Below are 19,427 nucleotides of genomic sequence, written 5' to 3' on the forward strand. Positions count from 1 at the left end.
ACACGGCCCGCAGTGTTGTCACAGGCCCCAGTCGGGGTCGATTTCCTCGGGCCTGCGCCCATACAATTCCGCTATGCGGGCCACCAGCTCATCCCTGACGGCCAATTGCAGTTCGAGCTTGGTAGGTGCCTCGGTCTGCAACGGCATGCGGTAGAGCACGACTCGTGCGGGAATGCCGTGGCTGGCGGGGAAGCACTGGGACGTCATATTCGGCTCGGTCTGCCAAGGCGTCGGATCCGAAGGCGGCACATCCTCCACCGCGAACTGGAGCGGACGTATCAGTTCCGGCCACGCTTGGCCGAGCCTGCGAACCTGGGCCGCCACCATATCGTCGAACATGCCGGTGCGAGTGCGGTAACGGGGCAGACGGGTGCCGAACATCGGGGTTCGTGTGCCGCGACCGTGGCGGTTGCGGTAGATTCGTGCGTTCCAAGGTGGCTGAAGCATGGTTCCCACCATAGGGCATGGCGGAGGCAACATGCGTTAGGATTGGTTCATTGGCTGTGAACATTCGTCAACGAGGGAGGCACGACAAATGGTGGTACGTTCGTGGTCCGAACTTGATTTCGATAATGTCTGCTCCAACGCCAAGGTGTTCGGTTTCGATTTGGACAACACACTGGCCAGCTCAAAACAGCTGATGAAGCCCGCGATGATCGAACGGTTCTGTGCGTTGCTCGACCATACGGTGGTGGCCCTGATCTCAGGGGGCGGCATGGCGGTGGTCACCTCGCAGGTGCTGGATGTACTCACCCCGAATGCCAGGCGCGGCAATCTGCATGTCATGCCTACCTCCGGCTCCCGGTATTACCGGTGGGATGGCACGCAATGGGCCTTGGTGTATGCGCATGATCTGTCCGAAGCCACCGTGGCCGCTGTCTCGGAAAGTCTTGAGCGACATGCCCGGGAACTGGGATTGTGGGAACAGCAGGTATGGGGGCCTCGAATCGAGAACAGGGGCAGCCAGATCACCTTCTCCGCTCTTGGGCAGTTCGCGCCCGTAGCGGCCAAGCAGGCATGGGATCGCGATAACACGAAGAAACAGGCGCTGGTCGAAGCGGTCAAGGCCGATCTGCCGCATATGCGGGTCAGGGCCGGCGGATACACCAGTGTGGATGTCAGCGAATGCGGCATCGATAAGGCCTATGCCGTGCGCAAGCTGACGCAGACACTTGGCATACGGGCCGATGAAATGGTGTTCGTGGGTGATCGCATGACGCCTACGGGTAATGACTATCCCGCGGTTGAGGCCGGTGCGATCGGTGTTCGTGTTGAGAATCCGCAAGATACGGTACAACTGCTGGATGCACTGCTTGCGCGATTCGATACTCCAGCTCGATAGTGACGCGTTATGGACGGGCCGAGCGTATACAAGTGGTGGCATGCGATGTGGGCACAGGTCTGCAATCTGCTGTTTCCACGCGGCTGCGCTGGGTGTGACGCGCCGGATGAGGTATTGTGTGCGGCATGCTGGGCCCTGTTCGCGCAATGCCGGGAACGGGATGCAGACAGTGGTGGCGGAGCCCGTATATGGTCCGCATCGATTTATCAGGGAGCGGTACGTCGTGCCATTCTCGACTGGAAGGACCACGACGATACCGAGCTTGACGGCCCGTTCGGCCGCATCATGGTGTCGCTGCTGAACAAGACGCCAATACCATCATCATGCTTGGGTCATCGCGTATTGGTGGTTCCGGTGCCATCATCGCTGGCGTCAATGCGCCGAAGAGGACGTGCCCATACGGCACCGTTGGCCAAATCGGTGGCAGGGGCATTGCGTGGGTGCGGCGTCGATGCGCGACCATGCAATGCCCTGAGCTCCTCCACCAAGGCACGCTCCGTGCAGCAGGTCTCTTCGGCACAGCGTGCCCGTCGTATCACCGGTCATGTCAGGGTGAAGCGTGATCTCATCGGCCATGGCGACGCGGTGCTTCTCGTTGATGACATCGTCACCACAGGTGCCACCGTGCGGCAATGCGTTCAGGCGTTTCAGCAGGCCGGCACCAAGGTGGTGGGCGTGCTGGTATTGGCGGATGCCGTGGTGCGACGGTCCGATGACGATATCAACGGGTGAATGACATCGGTTACGATGCCCCAGATAGCAGGCGAAGCGCCGTTGCTCGGCATGTAATCGGGGTATCGCGGATTCTCGGCGTGCAATATGGTGATGCCGGCCCGTGAAACCAGCCGCTTGATGGCGATTTCGTCGTCCATGACAGCCGCAACCACATCTCCGGGGACTGGTGTTAACGAACGATCGACAATCAGCAGATCGCCGTTGTGAATACCGGCATTGATCATGGAATCGCCGGCCATCTGCATAACAAACAGCGTGGCCTCGTGCGCCATGGCCTGTGACTCGGATTGCTGTGTCATGCTGCGCCTCCCACCCTGTATTCGAACATCTGTTCGAATACAGTATACGGTAGGACGTCGGACAATATCAGCGTTCGGCGATGTGATATTTAGGCAGGATGATTTCGAAATCGGCACCTCGCGTGTCGTCGACCACTTTGACGGTGCCACCGTGCAATTGGGCCGCCCAGCGCGCGATGGACAGGCCAAGACCGGTGCCGCCCGACTCGGTGCCGGGACCCGTCTTGCCTTTGACAAAGCGCCGGAAGATGTCCAAACGGTCGGAAGGCGCAATCTGGGAGCCGAAATTCACCACATTGGTCACGATGGTGCCTTGGTTTTCGTCCTCGTGGGCGTCGACCAGCACGGTGGTGCCGTCGGCCGAATGTTTCAGCGCGTTGGCGATGATGTTGGTGAATAGCTGGCGCAGGCGGTCCTGATCGCCTTCCATCGTGATGTCGGCCGGCACGGTGACGCGGATGTCGTGGGCGTGGCCACCATCGGCGATTTCCAACGGCTCGATGGTCTCGTCAAGAAAGTCGGCGAAGTTGAACTTTTCGATATTCAGACTCGCCGCACCGGCCTCCATACGGCTCAGGTCCAGTAGGAAGGCGATGAGATCGGAGAGACGCTGCGTTTGGGTGAGGATGCTCTCCAGATTGGTGGGAGTGGGCTCGGTGACGCCGTCGGCCATGTTCTCGACCATCGCCTGCAAAGCGGAAACGGGCGTGCGCAGCTCATGGCTCACATTGGCGATCATGTCGCGGCGCATTTTATCGGCATGCTCGAGTTCGCCGGCCATCTCGTTGAACGAGCGAGCCAGCTTGCCGACCTCGTCATGACGATCCTGATCGATATCCACGCGGACCGTGTAATCGCCATCCGCCATGGCTTCGGCCACATCGCGCATCTGGCGTAGGGGAGCGGTGATGCCGCGAGAGAAGAAATAGGTGATGCCCAAGGCCACCACCAAAGTCAGCGGCATGGCGATCCAACCGGACCAGCCGAATTTCAGGAGGAACCAGCACATGGCAAACGCGATGGCAGTGGCGATAACGATCAGTGCGCTGAGTTCCAGCTTCAGAGATGAGAACAAATCAACCGGCTTGACGCGAGGTTTCATCGCATCAAGCCGGGATTGCTGTTGTTTTTTGGATGCCATCACGCGGTCGGCGGCTCGAAAGCGTAGCCCACGCCATGCACGGTGCGGATGGTATCGGCACCGAGCTTATGGCGCAGCGCCTTGACGTGGCTGTCGACGGTGCGGGTGCCGGATGCGTCGACCCAGTCCCAGACCTCTTCGAGCAGCTTTTCGCGGGTGAGCACCGACTTCGGGCGGCGGGCCAGCGTGGCCAGCAGATCGAACTCGGTGGGGGTCAGATGCACCTGTTCGCCGTTCACGGTGACGATGCGCTGGGCCGGGTCGATGACCATCGAACCGAAGTCGAGCAGCTTCTCGTTCTCCGAGTTCTTGGCGATGACCTTCGCACGCTCCACGCGGCGCAGCAGCGCCTTGCAGCGGGCGATAAGCTCGCGCATGGAGAACGGCTTGGTCATGTAATCATCGGCACCCGCTCCCAGACCGATGACCTTGTCGGCCTCGTCATCACGTGCGGTGAGGATCAGCACCGGCACCGGACGTTCGGCGACGATGCGTTTGGTGGCCTCTAGACCATCCATAACCGGCAGCATGATGTCCATGATCACCAGATCGGGGCGTAGCTGGGACGCGGCCTGGACGGCGGAAGCGCCGTCCCCGGCCACGCGAGCGGTCCATCCTTCAGCGGTGATGCGCTGGGCGATGGCCGTGGCGAGCGTGGGCTCGTCCTCGACCACCAGCACCGTGCGCGGTGTCGTATTCTGACGCGCTGTGGTATTGAGCATAAATAAACCGGTTACCTTTCAGCCTGTTGACCAGTTCAGTCTTCCGGCTTCAAGAATACAACTCCCAGAGCCGGAACGGTGATCTTCGCCGAGAACGGACGTGAATGATATTCGCCCTCGACCGCTTCGAAGGTGCCGTTGTGGATGTCGGAGCCGCCGTACTTGGCGTCATCGGTGGTGAACACTTCGGTCCACTTGCCGCCGGTGGGCAGCGCCACCTGGTAATCGGACCAGGCCTCACCGGAGAAGTTGACCACCACGGCCAAGGTCTCGCCCTTGGTACCGATGCGCAGGAAGCTCAGCGTGTTGTGGTCGGCATCGTCGCTGGTCAGCCACTGGAAGCCGGCCGGGTCGAAGTCCTGGCTCCATAGTGCCGGATGCGCCTTGTAGAAGGCGTTAAGGTCGGCGACCATGGTCTGGACCTGACGGTGCTCCTGCCAGTTCAGGCAATCCCAATCGATGGAGGCGTCGTGATCCCACTCGCCCCACTGGGCCAGCTCGTTGCCCATGAAGGAGAGCTTCTTGCCTGGGTGAGCCCACTGATAGGCGAACATCGAACGCACGCCGGCCAGCTTCTGCCAGTCATCGCCCGGCATCTTGCCGTACAGGGAACCCTTGCCGTACACGACTTCGTCGTGGCTGATGGGCAATACGTAGTGTTCGGAGTAGGCGTACACCATGGAGAAGGTGATCTCGTTGTGGTGCCACTTGCGGTTGATGGGCTCCTCGTGCAGATACTCGAGGGTGTCGTGCATCCAGCCCATGTTCCACTTCATGCCGAAGCCGATGCCGCCGGCGGAAGTGGGGGCGGTGATGCCCGGCCATGCGGTGGACTCCTCGGCGATCACCATGACGCCGGGGTTGTTCTTGTACGCGGTGGCGGTGGCCTCCTTGAGGAAGTCGATGGCCTCCAGGTTCTCGCGTCCGCCGTAGATGTTCGGGCGCCAATGGCCGGGTTCGCGGCTGTAGTCGAGGTAGAGCATGGAGCTGACGGCATCCACGCGCAGTGCATCGACGTGCAGGTCCTCAAGCCAGAACAGGGCGTTGGCCACCAGGAAGTTGCGTACTTCGCGGCGTCCGAAGTTGAACACATAGGTGCCCCATTCAGGGTGTTCGCCGCGCAGCGGGTCCGGGTCCTCGTACAGCGGGGTGCCGTCGAAGCGGCCGAGCGCGAAGGCATCCTTCGGGAAGTGGGCGGGCACCCAGTCCATGATCACGCCGATGCCGGCCTGATGGAACTGGTCGACCAGGTAACGGAAGTCGTCGGGGGAACCGAGACGGGAGTCGACCGCATAGTAGCCGGTGACCTGATAGCCCCAGGAGCCGGAGAACGGGTGCTGGGCCAGTGGCATGAACTCCACGTGGGTGAAGCCTTCCTGCTTGACGTAGTCCACGAGCTGCTTGGCCAGGTCGCGGTAGGTCAGTCCCTGCCTCCAGCTGCCGGCGTGCACCTCATAGATGGAGACCGGGCCATCATGCGGGTTGGTGGTGCGGCGGTGCTGCATCCAGGCGTCATCGTTCCACTTGTAGGTGGATTCGGTGACGATGGAGGCGGTGTTCGGCGGAACTTCGTGCTGACGCTCCATCGGGTCAGCCTTCATCTCCCACGTGTAATTGGCGTTCAGGATCTGGAACTTGTAGGTCTCGCCCGCGCCGATTCCGGGGATGAAGATCTCCCACACGCCGGAGGAGCCGAGCTCGCGCATGGCATGACGGCGGCCATCCCAAGCGTTGAAGTTACCGACTACGCGCACGGCATGGGCGTTCGGGGCCCACACGGAGAATGCGGTGCCTACCACCTGTTCGCCGGGCGTGCCGTCTGCGCCGCCCATCGGATCGTCATAGCGCAGCACATGCGCGCCAAGCGTCTCCCAGAGCTTCTCGTGACGGCCCTCGCCGAACAGATAGGTGTCCATGTCACCGACTGTGGGCATATAGCGATATGGGTCGTCCTCAATGAGCACTGCGCCGCTTTCCCACTCGGTCCTGACACGGTAGTCGGGAATCGTGGGCTGCTTCTTAGTGCCGGAAGCCGGCACGGTAACCACGAACACGCCGTTGTATTCGTGGGTCATCGGGTATTCGCCATCCTGGGTGAGGATGGTCACGGACTTGGCAAGCGGACGCAGCACGCGGATTGTGGCGGTGTCGGCATGCTTGCCGATGCCGAGATGCCCGCCGAGAACTCCGTGGGGGTTGTAGAATTCAGCATTGCTCGTCGCATCGAGGTCGCCTTGGGCGACAGGCACGGTGACGGTATCTTCCTTGATTTTCGTTTCTTTGGCCATGTCCCAAAGTCTACGTGCGTTGAAGTCGAAAACGCTACATTGGCGCGTCGAAAATGGCGAATTCTTGCCCTTTTCGTTGTGTTTCCGTGGTTGTGAGCGCTCTCATAGGGGTGGTCCAGACCGCATGGCATAATTATTCGAGTTTTCGTGTGTAAGCCGTCAGTTCTCGGAGGGTACATGTCTTACAAAGTCGGCGATATGGTCGTCTATCCGCGTCATGGTGCAGCGAAGGTGGAGGCCATTACCGAGCGGACGGTCAAGGGAGTGACGCGCGAATATCTGCAGTTGTCCGTACTCTCTTCCGATGGTTTGGTCATCAACGTTCCCGTGGACAATGCCAAGAAGGTCGGTGTGCGTGACATCGTCTCCGCATCCGAAGTGGCCAAGGTGTTCGGCATCCTGCGGACCCCGATCATCGAGAAAGAGATGAACTGGTCTCGCCGTTACAAGCTGAACGTCGAAAAGATCGCCACCGGCGATGTCAACAAGATCGCCGAAGTGGTTCGCGATCTCGCCCAGCGCGATGTCGACGAGCACGGCCTGTCCGCGGGCGAGAAGCGCATGCTCACCAAGGCCCGTGCCATTCTGACTTCTGAGATCGCCTTGTCCGAGAAGATCGACGAGGCGGAAGCCCAGCGTCTGCTCGACGTGAATCTGGGCTACGAGCCCGCTCAGCCCGGTGACGACAAGCATCACACCGCCGAGCCCGAAGAGGCCGCGGCCGATACTTTGGCTCGTGTTGAAGCCGAGAAGAAGTCCAAGAAGAAGTGATTTGATTGTTTTGAGGCCCCGGTCGTGTCCTTATGCGATGCGCCGGGGCTTCGTGATTCATAATCGTTTGCTGCCGTTCGTCTGGGCAACGCCATCGAAGGGGACTGCATGGGGTCTGTAGGAGTGCTGATAGGGCAAGGTTTTGACGCTCACCGTTTTGCGCCTGCTGGCTCAGGCCGTGAACTGTGGATTGCCGGGCTCTACTGGCCGGTGCCTGATTCATGCAGCGAGGCCGATGCCGCCAAATACGAGGGGATCGAAGGCGATTCCGATGGCGATGTGGCCGCGCACGCTCTGATTGACGCGTTGCTTGCCGCCGCCCGATTGGGAGACATTGGTTCACTGTTCGGTGTCGGTGCGGACGCGCATGGTGCCGGAATGCATGGCATCGATATGTTGCAAGAAGTTGTGGCGCATCTGGCATCCAACGGGTATACGCCGGAATCGGCCTCGGTGGCGATCATCGGTAACCGCCCGAAAATCGGCACACGCCGTGCTGAAGCCGAAGCCGCCCTGTCTGCGGCGGTTGGTTGCCCGGTATCGGTTACTGCCACCACCACCGACCATATGGGATTCACTGGCCGCGGCGAAGGCATCGCCGCCATCGCCAATGCCTTGGTGGAGAAGATATAACAAAGCCCCCGCTATGAATTCGCCAGCGGGGGCAAGAAAAAATGGATGAGATTACTTCCGCATCGTCTCCACGGCTTTGGCGATAGCCCAGAACAGGGTGGAAAGCGTCACGATGATGAAGCTCGGGGGAGCGGGGAACATCGCCGACAGCACGAGTCCGGCCCAAATCGACACCAAGCACAGCACGCTGGCGATCACCATTGCCTTGAATGGGGAGCCGGCCAGAATATTGGCGGTGGCCGCGGGCGTAATCACCAGTGCGAAAATCAGCAAGGTGCCCACTGCCGGCACGGCGATGGTGATCACACCGGCCATAATCGCCATAAACGCCACGTTCATCAGCCCGATCGGCACACCCTTGGCCTGTGCCACCTGCTCATCCAGCGAGCTGAACAGCAGCGGGCGGTAGATGATGGCCAACAATGCCAGCAGCAGTACGTCGAACACGGCGAAGCCGATGATCTGGCCGGTGGTGATGGTCAGGATCGAGCCGAAGAGGATCGACTGCATCTGCTGGGAGGCGGAACTCGACAATCGCGCGAAGAACAGACCCAAGCCGGTGGCGAAGGCCAGCACGGTGCCGGTGGCGATTTCACGCTCGGAAACGCGCTTGCCCAAAGCACCGATCACCAGTGCGCCGCCCAGTGCGAACACGCCCATGCCCAGTGACACGGGCAGGCCGAGCAACACCGCGCCGGTCGCGCCCGGCAGACCGATATGGGCCAGCGCATGGGCCGCGAAGGTGGAACGACGGGCGATGGTGAAGTATCCCATGACACCGGCGGCTAGGGCAATGCACAGGCCGGCGATGAAGGCGTTGGTCATGAATGGAGCGGACAGTGTATCCAGCCATTCGGGATCATACGAAAAGTTGATGGTGCTCATGTCTCTGTATTTTCTCCATGCCTGAGCTGCAGTCCGTTGATGGGCTGTGGGTCGGCTCGCTTGATGTTATCGATTCTCGGCGCTGATGGCGGCACTGCCATTGGTGGCATTGCCGTGCTCGTGATGGTGCAATTGCGCCACTTCGGCTGCCGTGTGCATATCCTGCGGCTGGTCCTGGAGCTCATCCGGCGTCGGGGTCACGAACATGTCTCCCTGCGGAGTGGTGACCACCTGCACCTGTGTGCCGTAGAGGTGGGTGAGTAGGTCGGAGTCGAGCACTTTGTGCATATCGGCGTAGTGCGGGTGACCGTCGAGCAAGTAGACGGCACCGGTCAGAATCGGCAAGAGCATATTGAGATCGTGCGCAACCACCTGGATGGTCATGTTCAGTTCGCGGTTCAGCTTGGCCAGCACGTGTACGGTGGCGCGCTGACTGGCCAGATCGAGGTTGGCCAACGGCTCGTCAAGCATCAGCAGTTGTGGGTCGCACACCAACGCCTGGGCGATGGCCACACGCTGGCGCAAACCGCCGGACAGTTCGGACAGACGGTACCGCGCCTTGTCGGCGATGCCGGTGAACTCCATCGCCTCGAGCGCTTTGGCTTTCTGGGCCTTGGTGATGGGGTGGATGCCGAATCGGGTGCCGGTCAGGCCCAGCAACACGGATTGTTCGGCGGTGAGATTGGAATCGACATTCGCCACATAGCTCTGCGGCACATATCCGATGCGTTTGTTCATCTCGCCTGCGGGCTTGCCCAGCACGGTCAGGCTGCCATGACAGAGCGGCAAAAGGCCCAGCTCGGCCCTCATCATCGTGGTTTTGCCGGTGCCGTTGGTGCCGACGATGGCCGTGACCGAACCGGTGGGAATGGCGAAGGTGCCATGCTGCCAGATGATATGGTCGCCACGCTTGATGGCGGCATCGCTGAACACGATGCAATCGGAAGTTTCACTCATAACGCCCGATTGTGGCAAACGATGCTGACAATCGTTCTCAATATCGTGTACGGATGGTGATAACCAAAGAGAAGGGTTGTGCGGCCATCTCGACAATGGTCGCACAACCCTTCTCATGCAAGGCGTCTATTGGCATTGGCACGAATCCGATGCCGGTGTCCTTTGCTTCTAACTATTTGCCGGAGTCGGTCTGGTCGTTGCCGGAGGCATCGCCGGAATCGCCATTGGCGGCATCGGCCTTTGCCGAATCCTGAGATGAGTCACTGGATGCGGCCGCCTTGCACTGACGGATGTACTTGGGGTCCGTGCTGGAACCGGTGCTGGCCTTGGAGTCTTGCGCATTGGCATCATCCGTGGCGGAGCCTTCGGCGCTGGAATCATCGGAATTCGCGTTGCTGTCCGCGGTATCGCCGTCCGTGGCGTCTTCGCAGCCATAGCTTGGATCCACCGCGTCGATGATGGTGTTGATGAGCTGGTTGATCCAGGCGTTCAGCGTGTCGGCGTCCTTGGGCATTTGTTCGGAGACGTCGACTACCGGCACATCGGCGCGACCGGCAGCGCCAGTGATCATATTGGTCGCGTCACTGGCTTCCTGCGTGTTGTTGACCAGCACATCCACGCCCTTGTCTTCGATGAGTTTCTGGAAAGACTGCAGGTCCGCGGGTGCCGGTTCGCCGCCGGAAGCGGTCGATTGCGTATACCCCTTGGGCGTCTGATCTTTGAACCCAAGATCGGCCATCAGATAATAGACCACGGGTTCGGTGGCTGCATAGGTGAGGTCGGAGTGGGACTTGGTGAACTCGGACGCCCATGTTTCCAACGATTTCTCGTCCGCCTGCCATGCCTTGAGCCGCTTCTGGAAGGCTTTCTTCTTGCTGGGGAGTGCCTTTATATATGCATCGGTGATGGCCGTGGCCATGCTGGATCGAGCGTCTTTGGAGAACCACAGATGCGGGTTATCGCCCTCGACGGCACCCATGACGGAAGCGGCGGATACGATATTCGTGGTCTTGGTCATCGATTTGGTGGCCCAGGAATCGTAGCCCGCACCGTTGGCCACGATGATTTGGGCCTTGGACAGCTTGGCGACATCCGAGGTCTTTGGCTCGAAATCGTGGGCATCCACATTGGTGGAGTTCACGATGGACGTGACTTCCACATCATCGCCGCCCAGCTCGGCGGCCAGCGAGCCCCATTGATTGAGGGAGGCCACCACATTGATCGGCCCGGTCGGTGCGGGAACGCTGGTCTTGTTGTCCGGCTCGGTTTCAGCGGGGGAGGTGGCTGCGCATGCGGTGGTCGCGAACAACAGGACGGCGCTCAGGCCGGCTGCGGCGAGTCGCGTAAGTCGTGTGATTTGAGTCCCCATGGCACGCCTTCTTCGTGAGAGCGAACGATATATAATCCTGACTTGTTCCAACGATAGCCTATCGTTTCGATAGAATGCACCGAAACTACAGGGGAGGGCGTTGATGTCCACAAAAATCGACGGTAAGCAGATTGCGGCCGAAATCAAGACCAACCTTGCCGAGCGAGTGAACAAGCTCAAGGCGCAGGGCATCCAACCGGGGCTGGGCACGCTGCTGGTGGGCGAGGACCCCGGGTCGATGAAGTACGTGGCCGGCAAGCACGCCGATTGCCAGGAAGTGGGCATTACCTCAGTCAAGAAGGAACTGCCGGCGGACGCCAGCTTCGACGACATCGCCGCTGCCGTACGCGAACTCAACGAAGATCCGGCTTGCACCGGGTTCATCGTCCAGCTGCCGTTGCCCAAGGGCATCAACGAGAACGCGATCATCGACATGATCGACCCGGCCAAGGATGCCGACGGCATGCACCCGTACAACCTTGGCGAACTGGTGCTGCATGTGCGCGGCGACATTTCGACGCCGCTGCCTTGCACTCCGCGCGGTGTGCTCGAGCTACTCGACGCCTATGACATTGATCTGAACGGCAAGGAAGTGTGCGTGCTTGGCCGCGGCATCACCATTGGCCGCACGATTGGCCTAATGCTCACGCGCAACGCCGTCAACGCCACCGTCACCCTGTGCCACACCGGTACCCGGGATGTGGCCGACCACATGCGCCGCGCCGACGTGATCGTCGCCGCAATGGGTTCGGCCGGATTCGTGACGCCCGACAAAATCAAGGACGGCGCCGTGCTGGTCGATGTGGGCGTCAGCCGCGTCTACGACGAAGAAGCCGGTCGCTACCGCATCAAGGGCGACGTGGACAAGGCCTGCTACGACAAGGCCTCCGCCTACACCCCCAACCCCGGAGGCGTGGGTCCCATGACCCGAGCCATGCTCCTAGCCAACGTCGTGGAAATGGCCGAACGACACGCCTAGAGTTTCCTAGGAAATTTGGGCAGAGTTGCTTGTATTGTGAGTATCTGTATGCCTGTAGGGTGTGCGTATAACTGAATATCGAGAAATTATCCATCCACTATTAGAAACCATATATTTACATGGCAGAGAACAACACTGAAGTCACCAAGGTTGCCATCAACGACATCGGCACCGAAGAGGACTTCATCAAGGCAGTCGATTCCACCATCAAGAACTTCGATGATGGTGATCTGGTTGAGGGCACCGTCGTCAAGATCGATCACGACGAAGTCCTCCTGGACATCGGCTACAAGACCGAGGGTGTCATCCCCTCCCGCGAGCTTTCCATCAAGAAGGACGTTGATCCTGACGAAGTCGTCGAGGTCGGCGACACCATCGAGGCCCTTGTCGTCACCAAGGAAGACAAGGAAGGCCGTCTGATTCTGTCCAAGAAGCGTGCCCAGTACGAGCGCGCCTGGGGCGACATCGAGAAGATCAAGGAAGCTGACGGCGTCGTTGAGGGCACCGTCATCGAAGCCGTCAAGGGCGGCCTCATCGTCGACATCGGTCTGCGCGGCTTCCTGCCTGCCTCCCTCGTTGAGATGCGTCGCGTCCGCGACCTCTCCCCGTACATCGGCCAGAAGATCAAGGCCAAGATCCTTGAGCTCGACAAGAACCGCAACAACGTGGTCCTGTCCCGTCGCCAGTACCTCGAGGAGACCCAGTCCGAGGTCCGCGAGACCTTCCTGTCCCAGCTCAAGAAGGGCCAGATCCGTGAGGGCGTGGTGTCCTCCATCGTTAACTTCGGCGCTTTCGTCGATCTCGGCGGTGTTGACGGCCTGATCCACGTTTCCGAGCTGTCCTGGAAGCACATCGACCACCCGTCTGAGGTCGTCAAGGTCGGCGACAAGGTCACCGTCGAGGTGCTCGACGTCGATCTCGACCGTGAGCGTATCTCCCTGTCCCTGAAGGCGACTCAGGAGGATCCGTGGCAGCGCTTCGCTCGCACCCACGTTCCCGGCCAGATCGTCAAGGGCAAGGTCACCAAGATCGTCCAGTTCGGTGTCTTCATCTCCGTCGAGGACGGCATCGAGGGCCTGGTGCACATCTCCGAGCTCGCCAACCGTCACGTCGAGAACCCGGAGACCGTGGTCAAGCCGGGCGAGACCGTGTTCGTCAAGGTGATCGACGTCGACCTCGATCGTCGCCGCATCTCCCTGTCCCTCAAGCAGGCCAACGACTCCGTTGACCCGGCTTCCGAGGACTTCGATCCGGCCATCTACGGCATGCCGGCCGAGTACGACGAGCAGGGCAACTACAAGTACCCCGAAGGCTTCGACCCGAACACCAACGAGTGGATCGCTGGTTACGAGAAGCAGCGCGAGGAGTGGGAGTCTCAGTACGCCGCCGCTCACGAGCTGTGGGAGGAGCACAAGGAGTTCGTGGCCAAGGAGCTGGAGAACGCTGCCGAATCCGCAGCCGCCGACGGCCAGGGCCCGAAGGAAGAGAAGCCGGTCGAGGAGACCTCCAACTACTCTTCCGCTGCTCCGGCTACCGGTACCCTCGCCGACTCCGATCAGCTCGCCGCCCTGCGCGACCAGCTGCTCGGCAAGTGAGTTTGCCGCGAAGCTAGCGCTTAGCGTGTAAAGAAACCCGGTCCGATTGGGCCGGGTTTCTTGTGTTTTTGGAGTTATCCGCCAATGACTCCCCTCAGTCTCGCTACGCGAGCCGGCTCCCCTCCCTGAGGGGAGCTGTCGGCGATAGCCGGCCGAGGGGAGCGCCAGCTATCATGGGCACCATGATGCGAATAGGACTGACCGGCGGCATCGCCGCGGGCAAAAGTACGGTGGCGGCGCAACTCAAGCAACTCGGCGCGTTGCATATCGACTACGATGCGCTGGCGCATCAGATCGTCGAACCCGGGGGAGTGGCGCTGCCACAGATCGTCGCCGAGTTCGGTCCTGATGCATTGCTCGCCGATGGCACTATGAACCGGCCATGGATTGCCGATCATGTCTTCGGCGCGAACGCCGCGCCGGGCGCACGTGAACGGCTCGACGCCATCGAGCACCCATTGATCTATGCCGAGGCGGCGCGACTGGAGCATGAGCACCCCGAGGCAGCCATCATCATTCACGACATTCCACTGCTCGCCGAGGTCATTGACGATATTCCATTCGCCTTTGACCATATCGTCACGGTCGAAGCTCCCGTGTGCATGCGGCTCGACCGTATGGTCGAGGAACGCGGCATGAGCCTGGAACAGGCCGAGGCCCGCATCCGCCACCAATCCAGTGAGGAGGAGCGGCGGGCCATAGCCGATATCGTCATCGACTCCACCCATCCATTGCCCGAGATGCTGGCCCAAGTGGGTGAGATATACGCAGGATGGTGCGCAGGTCGCTAAGATGAGGCCCTATGGGATTCAATATCGAGCGCGCGGACAAGCCTTTCGTCGTCAAATCGCCATATAAGCCATCCGGCGACCAGCCGCAGGCCATCGCCGAACTGGCCGAACGCATCGAAAACGGCGAGAATGATGTGGTTCTTATGGGTGCCACCGGTACCGGCAAAACCGCAACCACCGCCTGGCTGATCGAAAAGCTGCAGCGACCGACCCTGATTATCGAGCCCAACAAGACGCTCGCTGCGCAGCTATGCGCCGAATTCCGCGAACTCATGCCGGACAACGCCGTGAGCTACTTCGTGAGCTACTACGACTACTACCAGCCCGAGGCATACATCCCGCAGACCGACACCTATATAGAAAAGGACTCCAACATCAACGACGATGTGGAGCGCCTGCGCCACCAAGCCACCGCAAACCTGCTGACCCGCCGCGACTGCGTGGTTGTGGCCACCGTCTCCTGCATCTACGGCTTGGGTACGCCGGAAGAATACGCCGGTCGCATGCTCTTCCTCAAAGTCGGGCAGGAAATCAACCGCGACGACCTGCTGCGCCAATTCGTGGCCATGCAGTACAAGCGCAACGACATCGCCTTCACGCGCGGCACCTTCCGCGTGCGCGGCGATACGGTCGAAATCATCCCCGTCTACGAGGAACTGGCCGTGCGCATCGAATTCTTCGGCGACGAGATTGACCGCATCTCCACGCTGCACCCGCTGACCGGCGACGAGATCGACGAGGAAAACGAAGTCCACATCTTCCCGGCCTCCCATTATGTGGCCGGCCCCGAACGCATGGAACGGGCGCTCAAAACCATTCGCGAGGAACTCGACGAACGCCTGGCAGAACTGCGCAAACAAGGCAAGGAGCTGGAAGCGCAGCGCCTCAACATGCGCACCACCTACGATCTGGAAATGCTCACCCAAGTTGGCGTGTGCTCAGGCGTCGAAAACTATTCGCGCCACTTTGACGGCCGCGCCGCTGGCACCCCGCCGCACACGCTGCTCGACTTCTTCCCTGACGACTTCCTGCTGGTCATCGACGAATCACACGTCACTGTGCCGCAGATCGGTGCCATGTACGAGGGCGATGCCTCCCGCAAGCGCACGCTGGTCGAACACGGCTTCCGCCTGCCCTCCGCGATGGACAACCGACCACTCAAATGGCCGGAATTCCTGCAGCGCGTCGGCCAGACCGTGTACCTGTCCGCCACGCCAGGCGACTATGAGATGGGACTGTCCGATGGGGTGGTCGAACAGATTATCCGCCCAACCGGTCTGCTGGACCCGAAGATCGACGTACGCCCGGTCAAGGGGCAGATCGACGATCTGCTCGCCGAGATCAAGGCCCGTGTGGCCAAGAACGAGCGCGCGCTGGTCACCACTCTGACCAAGAAGATGGCCGAGGACTTGACCGACTATCTGCTGGAACGCGGCATCAAGGTCGAATACCTGCATTCTGATGTGGATACGTTGCGCCGCGTCGAACTGCTGCGCATGTTGCGCGAAGGCAAGATCGATGTGATTGTCGGTATCAACCTGCTGCGTGAGGGCCTCGATTTGCCGGAAGTATCGCTGGTGGCGATTCTTGACGCCGACAAGGAAGGATTCCTGCGCTCCTATCGTTCGCTCATCCAGACCATCGGCCGTGCGGCCCGAAACGTGTCCGGCACGGTGATCATGTACGCCGACGAGACCACCGAAGCCATGCGGCAAGCCATCGACGAGACTGACCGTCGCCGCGCCAAGCAGATTGCCTACAACCAGGAGCATGGCATCGATCCCAAGCCCCTGATCAAGAAGATCAGCGACGTCAACGACATGCTCGCCAAGGAGGATGTGGACACCCAGACCTTGCTTGAAGGTGGCTACCGCAACGCGGGCAAGGCCGGCAACACGCACCTGGGCGTGCCGGTACTCGATCCCAACGAGGCAGACAAACGCCACGAGGAGATCCTGAAGGCCGGCCTGCCCGCGCAGGACCTCGCCGACCTGATTCGCCAACTGAGCGAACAGATGCACACCGCCGCCGAACAACTCCAGTTCGAACTCGCGGCCCGTCTGCGCGACGAGATCCGAGACCTCAAAAAAGAACTCCGTCAAATGACGGAAGCCAACAAGTAACCAAATTCCCATACCCGAGGCGGGCAGTCAGGGGATGCGTTGTTCGACCGTAAAGACTTGGCCTGAGCGGCCCGGAGCGTGTCGAACAACACATCCCCTGACTGCCTGGCGATCAGCGCTACCGGAACGGCCCCCAAAACCGTCACATACATAAGTTAGTGTAGGGAATCATGGCAGAAACCCCACTCGCATTTGAAATCATCACCTTCGTGGTGCTCGCGTTGTTCTTTATCGTCGACCTGTTCGTCATCGGACGCCGACCGCATGTGCCCTCCACCAAGGAATGCGTGCAGCATATCGCCTTCTTCGTGGTTATGGCGCTGATCTTCGGCGGATGCATCTGGTTCTTCGCCGGCTCCAAGCCCGCCATCGAGTTCTATTCCGGCTGGCTCACCGAATACTCGTTGTCCATCGACAACCTATTCGTGTTCGTCATTATCATGTCGAACTTCGCGGTGCCCAAGCAGATTCAGAAGTATGTGCTGTCCATCGGCATCACCATTGCTTTGATTTTCCGTGGCATTTTCATTCTGATCGGCGCGGCCCTGATCTCCCGCTTCACGTGGGTGTTCTTCCTGTTCGGTGCCTTCCTGATCTACACCGCCGTCAAACTGGTGCTCGGCGGCGATGAAGATGAGGAATATCACGAGAACGGCATCATCCGTAATCTGCGCAAGATCATCAAGATTACCGACGACTACGACGGCGAGAAGCTGCGCACCACCAAGAACGGCGTGCGTTACTGGACCCCGATGCTCATCGTGTTCCTGACCATCGGCACCACCGACGTCATGTTCGCTTTCGACTCGATTCCCGCGATCTTCGGCCTGACCAAGGATCCGTTCCTGGTGTTCACCTCCAACGTGTTCGCACTGCTCGGCCTGCAGCAGCTGTACTTCCTGCTGGGTGCTCTGCTCGACAAGCTCGTCTACCTGCCTGCCGGCCTGTCCGTGGTGCTGGGCTTCATCGGCGTCAAGCTCATCATGGAGGCCCTGCACGGCAATACCTTGCCGTTCATCAACGGCGGCGAAGGCGTCCATTGGGTGCCGGAGGTGCCCACATGGCTGTCGCTGGCTGTGATTGTGCTCGCAATTGGCGGCGCATCCGTGGCTTCCGTGATCAAGATGAAGAGCATGGAAAGCGCTGAAAAGGCCTGAAATCGTTAGAGAATACAACCCTTAAACCCAGTCAACACAACAATGTGAGCGCTCACAACACACCGTGAAGAAAACTTGTCATGAGTCGGCTCGCGCTAGTAGACTGGGTTTCGGCAAATGGGGCAATCGCGCCTCGAACCAAATTGAACAAGAATAGGCAGGCATTCATGCGTAAAGCCAAGATCGTAGACACCATCGGTCCTTCCACCGAGGATTACGACAACCTCCTGAAGCTCGTTGAAGCTGGTATGGACGTTGCTCGTCTGAACCGCTCCCACGGCACCCCCGAGGATCACCTCAAGGTCTACAACAACGTGCGCAAGGCCAGCGAAGCCACTGGTCGCAACGTTGCCGCGCTCGTTGATTTGCAGGGCCCGAAGATTCGCTGCGGTTGGTTCAAGAAGAACGCCGATGGCGAAGACAAGGTTCAGCTGCAGCTCGGCCAGGAATTCGTCATCACCACTGATGACGTCGAGGGCGACGAGCACATCACCTCCACCACCTTCAAGGGCCTGCCGGGCGATTGCCACCCGGGCGACCCGATCCTGATCGATGACGGCAAGGTCCGTCTTGAGGTCACCAAGGTCGAGGGCAACAACGTGTACACCAAGGTCGTCGTGGCCGGTCCTGTGTCCTCCCACAAGGGCATCAACCTGCCGGGCGTCGCCGTCTCCCTGCCGGCTCTGACCGAGAAGGATGAGGCCGACCTGCGTTGGGCCATCCGCACCGGTGCCGACATCATCGCCATGTCCTTCGTGCGTTTCGCCACCGACATCGACCGCGCCCACGAGATCATGGACGAGGAAGGCCGTCGCATCCCGATCATTGCCAAGATCGAGAAGCCGCAGGCTCTGGAGAACCTCGAAGAGATCGTCAAGACCTTCGACGGCGTCATGGCCGCCCGTGGCGACATGGCCGTTGAGTGCCCGCTGGAAGAGGTCCCGCTGGCCACTAAGCGCATCATCGAGCTGGCTCGCCAGTACGCCAAGCCGGTCATCGTGGCTACCGAAGTCCTCGGCTCCATGGTGAACTCCCCGGTTCCGACTCGTGCAGAGGCTTCCGACTGCGCCAACGCCATCCTCGACGGCTCCGACGCCACCATGACCTCCAACGAGACCGCCGTTGGTAAGTACCCGGATGTGACCGTGGCCACCATGGCCCGTATCTCCGGCTACGCCACCGACCACGGCTTCGACCGTATCCCGGAGCTCAAGAACCTTGACATGTCCTCCACCGGCGCTGTCTCCTCCGCCGCTGTGGACCTGGCCGACAAGCTCAACGCCAAGGCCATCGTTGCTTACACCCAGACCGGTGCCACCGTGCACCGCGTCTCCCGTGAGCGTCCGGCCGCCCCGATCTACGGCCTGACCAGCAACGAGCACACCTACCACTGGCTGGCTCTGTCCTGGGGCACCGAAGCCTTCCTGCTCAAGGAGGACTACCACGACAAGTCCCGCAAGGATCTCATGGTCTACACGGACAAGGTCCTCAAGGATGCTGGCAAGGTTGCTGACGGCGACAAGATCGTCATCCTGAGCTCTGCTCAGGGCGATCACCAGCCGGGCCGCACTGACTCCATCTACGTGCACACCGTTGGCGCTTGCGACTGATTTCAGGCTTCTGGTAGCTGCTGACAGCTA

General features: G+C 60.4%; 18 protein-coding genes. 10 read left to right on the plus strand and 8 right to left on the minus strand.

The features are described from left to right. Positions 1-18: 18 nt before the first annotated feature. Positions 19-381: a metallopeptidase family protein gene (locus BLLJ_RS03155; protein WP_007053570.1), complete on the minus strand. Its 363-nt coding sequence runs from the start codon at positions 379-381 to the stop codon at positions 19-21. 154 nt (positions 382-535) lie between these two features. Between BLLJ_RS03155 and BLLJ_RS03160 the strand changes: the two genes are divergently transcribed. Beyond that, positions 536-1,342 (plus strand): HAD-IIB family hydrolase, encoded by an 807-nt coding sequence (locus tag BLLJ_RS03160; protein ID WP_013582486.1) that lies wholly within the window; start codon positions 536-538, stop codon positions 1,340-1,342. Positions 1,343-1,351: 9 nt separating this feature from the next. Continuing rightward, complete coding sequence (locus tag BLLJ_RS03165; protein WP_013582487.1) at positions 1,352-2,074, plus strand: ComF family protein; 723 nt, start codon at positions 1,352-1,354, stop codon at positions 2,072-2,074. Here the strand turns inward: BLLJ_RS03165 and BLLJ_RS03170 are convergent. From BLLJ_RS03170 to glgB, 4 genes are all read right to left on the minus strand, one after another. After that, positions 1,990-2,376: a LexA family protein gene (locus BLLJ_RS03170; RefSeq protein ID WP_007058417.1), complete on the minus strand. Its 387-nt coding sequence runs from the start codon at positions 2,374-2,376 to the stop codon at positions 1,990-1,992. The two genes, BLLJ_RS03165 and BLLJ_RS03170, sit on opposite strands and share 85 nt — an antisense overlap. 67 nt (positions 2,377-2,443) lie before the next feature. Continuing rightward, positions 2,444-3,517: a sensor histidine kinase gene (locus BLLJ_RS03175; RefSeq protein WP_007053568.1), complete on the minus strand. Its 1,074-nt coding sequence runs from the start codon at positions 3,515-3,517 to the stop codon at positions 2,444-2,446. Then, the gene (locus tag BLLJ_RS03180) at positions 3,517-4,239 is read right to left on the minus strand and encodes a response regulator transcription factor (protein WP_007051909.1); all 723 of its coding nucleotides are present in this window, start codon (positions 4,237-4,239) and stop codon (positions 3,517-3,519) included. Before BLLJ_RS03180 ends, BLLJ_RS03175 begins: the two co-directional genes overlap by 1 nt. A 35-nt stretch (positions 4,240-4,274) precedes the next feature. Continuing rightward, positions 4,275-6,527, minus strand: coding sequence for a 1,4-alpha-glucan branching protein GlgB (gene glgB, locus BLLJ_RS03185; protein WP_008782797.1), 2,253 nt, complete (start codon positions 6,525-6,527; stop codon positions 4,275-4,277). 177 nt (positions 6,528-6,704) lie between these two features. Here glgB and BLLJ_RS03190 point away from each other — a divergent pair, with 177 nt between their 5' ends. Together BLLJ_RS03190 and ispF are read left to right on the plus strand one after the other, a co-directional pair. After that, complete coding sequence (locus BLLJ_RS03190; protein WP_007053566.1) at positions 6,705-7,298, plus strand: CarD family transcriptional regulator; 594 nt, start codon at positions 6,705-6,707, stop codon at positions 7,296-7,298. Positions 7,299-7,406: 108 nt separating this feature from the next. Beyond that, positions 7,407-7,931, plus strand: coding sequence for a 2-C-methyl-D-erythritol 2,4-cyclodiphosphate synthase (gene ispF, locus BLLJ_RS03195; RefSeq protein WP_032740688.1), 525 nt, complete (start codon positions 7,407-7,409; stop codon positions 7,929-7,931). A gap of 51 nt (positions 7,932-7,982) precedes the next feature. On the opposite strand, the gene BLLJ_RS03200 is transcribed toward ispF, so the two are convergent. The 3 genes from BLLJ_RS03200 to BLLJ_RS03210 form a co-directional block, all read right to left on the minus strand. Further along, entirely contained in the window at positions 7,983-8,816 is an 834-nt protein-coding gene (locus BLLJ_RS03200; RefSeq protein WP_007051913.1) for a metal ABC transporter permease, read from the minus strand. A 66-nt stretch (positions 8,817-8,882) separates the two neighbouring features. Continuing rightward, positions 8,883-9,773, minus strand: coding sequence for an ABC transporter ATP-binding protein (locus tag BLLJ_RS03205; RefSeq protein WP_007053564.1), 891 nt, complete (start codon positions 9,771-9,773; stop codon positions 8,883-8,885). 172 nt (positions 9,774-9,945) lie between these two features. Beyond that, positions 9,946-11,142 carry a metal ABC transporter solute-binding protein, Zn/Mn family gene (locus tag BLLJ_RS03210; RefSeq protein WP_013582489.1) on the minus strand — a complete coding sequence of 399 codons (1,197 nt, stop codon included), beginning with the start codon at positions 11,140-11,142 and terminating at the stop codon, positions 9,946-9,948. A 103-nt stretch (positions 11,143-11,245) separates the two neighbouring features. On the opposite strand from BLLJ_RS03210, the gene BLLJ_RS03215 reads away from it, so the two are divergent. The 6 genes from BLLJ_RS03215 to pyk all read left to right on the plus strand — a co-directional run bounded on the left by BLLJ_RS03215 (position 11,246) and on the right by pyk (position 19,397). Then, a complete protein-coding gene (locus BLLJ_RS03215; protein WP_007053562.1) occupies positions 11,246-12,121 on the plus strand; it encodes a bifunctional methylenetetrahydrofolate dehydrogenase/methenyltetrahydrofolate cyclohydrolase in 876 nt (291 codons plus the stop codon). A 119-nt stretch (positions 12,122-12,240) separates the two neighbouring features. After that, positions 12,241-13,716, plus strand: a complete 1,476-nt coding sequence (gene rpsA, locus BLLJ_RS03220) for a 30S ribosomal protein S1 (protein WP_007051917.1) — start codon at positions 12,241-12,243, stop codon at positions 13,714-13,716. A gap of 173 nt (positions 13,717-13,889) precedes the next feature. Continuing rightward, entirely contained in the window at positions 13,890-14,507 is a 618-nt protein-coding gene (coaE, locus tag BLLJ_RS03225; RefSeq protein ID WP_007051918.1) for a dephospho-CoA kinase, read from the plus strand. 11 nt (positions 14,508-14,518) lie between these two features. Then, positions 14,519-16,630 (plus strand): excinuclease ABC subunit UvrB, encoded by a 2,112-nt coding sequence (gene uvrB / locus BLLJ_RS03230; RefSeq protein WP_007051919.1) that lies wholly within the window; start codon positions 14,519-14,521, stop codon positions 16,628-16,630. Between the two features lie 170 nt (positions 16,631-16,800). Then, positions 16,801-17,787: a TerC family protein gene (locus BLLJ_RS03235; RefSeq protein WP_007051920.1), complete on the plus strand. Its 987-nt coding sequence runs from the start codon at positions 16,801-16,803 to the stop codon at positions 17,785-17,787. A 167-nt stretch (positions 17,788-17,954) separates the two neighbouring features. Continuing rightward, the gene (gene pyk, locus BLLJ_RS03240; RefSeq protein ID WP_007055467.1) at positions 17,955-19,397 is read left to right on the plus strand and encodes a pyruvate kinase; all 1,443 of its coding nucleotides are present in this window, start codon (positions 17,955-17,957) and stop codon (positions 19,395-19,397) included. Positions 19,398-19,427 lie beyond the last annotated feature (30 nt).

Origin of the sequence: Bifidobacterium longum subsp. longum JCM 1217, from assembly GCF_000196555.1 — a bacterium.
Taxonomy (GTDB): domain Bacteria; phylum Actinomycetota; class Actinomycetes; order Actinomycetales; family Bifidobacteriaceae; genus Bifidobacterium; species Bifidobacterium longum.